4 protein-coding genes are annotated in these 4024 nt (G+C 75.6%); all 4 read left to right on the top strand.

What is annotated here, in order from left to right; all coding sequences use genetic code 11:
• Window positions 1–308 precede the first annotated feature (308 nt).
• Window positions 309–1112: a hypothetical protein gene (locus tag DN069_RS38980; protein ID WP_133260209.1), complete on the top strand. Its 804-nt coding sequence runs from the start codon at window positions 309–311 to the stop codon at window positions 1110–1112.
• 91 nt (window positions 1113–1203) lie between these two features.
• Window positions 1204–1914: a hypothetical protein gene (locus tag DN069_RS38985; RefSeq protein WP_111507965.1), complete on the top strand. Its 711-nt coding sequence runs from the start codon at window positions 1204–1206 to the stop codon at window positions 1912–1914.
• Window positions 1908–2849 (top strand): hypothetical protein, encoded by a 942-nt coding sequence (locus DN069_RS38990; RefSeq protein ID WP_111507966.1) that lies wholly within the window; start codon window positions 1908–1910, stop codon window positions 2847–2849. Before DN069_RS38985 ends, DN069_RS38990 begins: the two co-directional genes overlap by 7 nt.
• A 76-nt stretch (window positions 2850–2925) precedes the next feature.
• The gene (locus DN069_RS38995) at window positions 2926–3666 is read left to right on the top strand and encodes an SAF domain-containing protein (protein ID WP_165845842.1); all 741 of its coding nucleotides are present in this window, start codon (window positions 2926–2928) and stop codon (window positions 3664–3666) included.
• Window positions 3667–4024 lie beyond the last annotated feature (358 nt).

A 4024-nucleotide genomic window follows, 5' to 3' on the forward strand; every position in this document is an offset into this window, starting at 1 on the left:
TCCTCCTCCGGTTGCTCCTCGTTCGCTGTCATGGATCCAGCCTCGGTCAGCGCGGGGTCGGTGGAACAGGGGAGTAGGTCCCGTCCTGGGTGGGGCGCACGGGCCCGTCGAGGAGAGCCCCGAAGCCCGGGTTTTCGTGCGCCGCCAGGGGGTACAGGGCCGGGGCGAGCAGGTGGGACGCGTGGGGCGGGCAGGGGGACGGCGCCGCCGCGGAGCGCGCACCCGGCTCGCCCCTTCCAGGTGTGCGCGGTTCCAGGGTTGGGTCGGGTGGGTTTCGGTCGTGTGGATTTCGGGTGTGTGGGGGTGGCGTGGATCTCGGGGTGGAGCTGGTGCTCCTCGGGGCCGAATGCTCCGGCGAGCGCGCGTTCGGCGGCTCGCTGGGTGCGGCGGAGGGAGCGCAGCGCTTCTGGCGGGCGGTGACGTCGACGCTGGTGGACGCGGGGCCGGGCCGCTGCCGGGTGACGACCGTGCATCCGGAGGCGGACGCCAACGCCGCGCTCGCGGCGCTCCAGCAGGCGACCGCCAGGGAGGGCCGGCTGCTGCTGGTCTACCTCGCCGGGCAGCTCACCTGGGACGCGCGGCGGCGTAGACCGGTGCTGGTCGTCGCGGGCAGCCTGCGCGACAGCGCCGCGCGGCGCGGGCTGCCGTGCGAGTGGGTGACCAGCGCGATGGCGCACGGCGCGGCCGCCGAGGCGCTGCTGGTCCTGGACCTGACGGCGGACCAGGAGGCTTGGCAGGAGTGGCCCGCGTGGCTCGGCGCGGCGGCGGAGACCGTCCCCGTCTGGGGGCGGGTGGCGCGTTACGAACCCTCACGCCGGGGGCGCACTCCGGTACGTGGCCTCGCCGGGACACTCGCGGAGGCGTTCGGCAGGCTGCTGGACACCGGTCTGGCGGGGGCGCCGGCCGTGCTGGACCCGGCGCTGCTGCACCCGGCGTTGCTCGCGCTCGACCCCGACGCGCCGCAGGCCGAAGGCGTGCGGGGCGCGCCCGAGCCGGCCGTGCGCTGGAGCGCGCCACCGGCGGACAGTCGCCTGCTGTTGCGCAACCGCGCGCTGCTGCGCGGCCTGTTGCGCGGGGATTCGCGGCGTGGGTCGGCGCTTCCTGGGTATTGACTTCGGCATATTCCTGTGAGCGCTCTTGACGTGAGCATTACCGTAGGGAGAATTTCAGCCACAACCCGGGACAGCGCGGTGGACGAGGCATATGGTGCTGAACACCGTCAACTGGGGAATCGGCGGCAAGGGGGGAGCCATGCGGCACCTGGGACCCGCTTTCCTGAACCACCCTTTACGCGACACGTCGGCCCGACCGGTCATCCGACCGCGGCGGCCGGTCGCGACGGTCACCGCGGCGTTCGCGCTGCTGGTCGGCGCGGTGAGCCTGCTGCTCGCCGGCTGCGGCACCGGCGGAGGCGCCCAGACGCTCGACGGCGCGCCCGCGCACGAGGTCACGCCCCCACCGCCGAGCCTGCGTGCCGCCGAGGCCGTGAGCGGACCGACCGCCCAGGTGGTCATCGGGTCCTACCGCGGCTACTGGGCGGCCCAGGTCCTCGCGATGTCCACCGGCCGGGCGGACGGCAGCGACCTGTCCACCTACGCCACCGGCGCGGCCCTCGGTGACAGTTACGCCGACGTGGTGCGCCTCGACGCCGCCGGGCTGCTGATGTCCGGCGCGCCGCAGATCCACCCCGTCGTCACGGCGGTCGGCCCGTTGAAGGGCGTGCCGGGGGAGCGGCAGGCGACCCTGCGGGACTGCCTGGACGTCTCCGGCTGGCACCAGGTGACCGCGCACGGGGGCCGGATCAGCGACCCCGCCCACCGACTCACGCGCTACCCGCTGGTGGTGACGGTCCGTACCGTCGGAGGAGCCTGGATGATCAGTCAAGTCACACGCGAGACGGGTCGGACATGCTGAGCGGCGCACCGGCCCGTGCCAGGGTGTGGACGCGGGCCGGTGTCATCCTCGCCCTCGTCCTCGGCGGCCTGGTCGGCACGAGCGCCACCGCGCACGCGGACGTCAGCCCGTGCGACAACACCTACATCTGCATCGGCGTCGGCAGCGGCGGCACTCCACCCGGCGGATCCGGCGGCGGGGGAGGCGGCGGTGGCGGGGGCGGCAGCACCTGCACCTTCGGCAAGTACCTGATGCCCTGCTACATCCCGGGCATCGGCTGGCTCGGCCAGGACGGCTGCTACTACATGGAGATGCAGCCCCAGCCGCCCGCGGGCGACCCGCTGTGGCAGGGGCACCAGCCGGGCGACGGGGCCGTCTACGTCCGGACCTGCGCGCTGAACGCCGGCGGCGGCACCGTCACGCTCTGGCTGGCGGCGCTCCCCCCGATGGCCACCCAGATGACGCCGGGTGAGCTGGCCGCCGTCGCGGCGGCCGCGATCCCGCGCAACCACCCGGTCATCCGCAGCGCGCCGGGCGACGGGCAGCACGGCCTGGTCAAGGCGCCCGTCATGCTGTGGATCGACGGCACCGGACCGAACGGCTACGACGACAGCTGGGTCCCGCAGAACCAGCCCGAGTCGAAGACCGCCAGCGTGCCCGGCCTGTCCGTCACCGCCACCGTCTGGTCCACGGGGGTGATCTGGACGAGGGACGACAACCAGCCCCTGACCACCTGTGACGGGCCGGGCACGGCGTTCGCCCCGGCGACCGGCTTCGTGCCCGGCTGCTCGTACACCTTCGGCACGGCCAAGGACTCCTACGTGATCTCCGCCAAGGTCACCTGGCACGTCCACTGGACGTCGAGCACCGGCGTCCAGGGCGACCTGGCCGTGGACGACGTGCTGAGCAGCAACCAGATCACCCTCTCCGTCAAGGAGATCCAGGTCCTCAACTGACCAGCGCATCCGGAACCCGCACCCCCTGGCAATGCAAGGCAAGGCACGAACGGACGAAGGAAAGAGGCGAACCACGGTGGAAGCCCCCGCGTCGCCGACGCTCACGGCCGGACAACGACCGGCCGCCGCACCCGCGCGCGCTCCGCAACGGCGCAAGCGCCGCCCCGCCGTGCTCGCTCTCGGCGTCGCTCTCGTCGCCGCGGGCGGCCTGGGCGGCGCCGCGCTGTACCTGACGACGGGACAGCGCGTCCCCGTGCTCGCCCTCGCGCACGACGTCCCCGCCGGGCAGCCGATCACCGCCGACGACCTGACGCAGGTGCGGATCTCGCTCGACCCGGCGCTGCACCCGCTCTCCGCCGACAGCCACGTTCTCGACATGCGTGCCACCACCGACCTGAAGGCCGGTCAGCTGCTCACCGCCGCCGACCTCACCAACGACCCGCTGGTACTGGCGGGCCAGGAGGTCCTCGGCGTCTCCGCCAAGCCGTCCCAGCTGCCGTCGGCCGGCCTGACGGCCGGGACCTGGGTGGTCCTCGTCTACACCCCCTCCGCCGAGGGCACCGGCACCGGCACCGGGGCCGAGACCCTGCCGACGCCGGGCGCAAGCGCGCCCGGCGGCCGCAACGGCGGCACGGGGACACTGTTGCAGTCCGTCACCGTCCGGGTGGTGAGCGTCGGCACGCCCTCGGCGTCCGACGGCTCGGTCGTCGTCGACGTCGCCGTCCCCGGCGACCAGGCGGCGCCCGTCGCGGACCTGGCCGCGAGCGGCAAGTTCGCCGTGCTGCTCGCCGCCCCCGGCACGAAGGGGGGCGGCTGATGGCGCTCGTGGCGATCACCGGCGGCCCCGGCGCGCCCGGGGCGCCCCCCCCGCCCCCCGCGCCCCCCGCCCCGCCCTGCGCCCCCTCCGCCCCCCGCTCCCCGGGCTGGTCCGCGCCGGCCCCCCCGCCCGTCACGCCCAGGCCCCGCCCGGCCGCCCCCGCCGCGGCCGGCCGCGCGCCGGCCCCCGCCGCCGCGGCCCCCCCCCCGCCCGCGCGCCCCGCCCACCCCGTGCCGCCGCGCCGCTGCGTCCCCCCTCGGCCGTCGCCGCGGCCGCGCGCCCCCCCAGGCCAACTCCCCGCTCTCGCTGCCCGCGCCTCCCCTCCCCTTCCGCCTCCCCCCCGCCCCCCCTCCCCACC

The sequence above is a fragment of the Streptacidiphilus pinicola genome (genome assembly GCF_003258295.1).
Classification (GTDB): domain Bacteria; phylum Actinomycetota; class Actinomycetes; order Streptomycetales; family Streptomycetaceae; genus Streptacidiphilus; species Streptacidiphilus pinicola.

Excerpts from the sequence above, each read along its gene's own strand:
- DN069_RS38985 (WP_111507965.1), top strand. The coding sequence starts at position 1,204 with ATGGTGCTGAACACCGTCAACTGGGGAATCGGCGGCAAGGGGGGAGCC.
- DN069_RS38990 (WP_111507966.1), top strand. The coding sequence starts at position 1,908 with ATGCTGAGCGGCGCACCGGCCCGTGCCAGGGTGTGGACGCGGGCCGGT.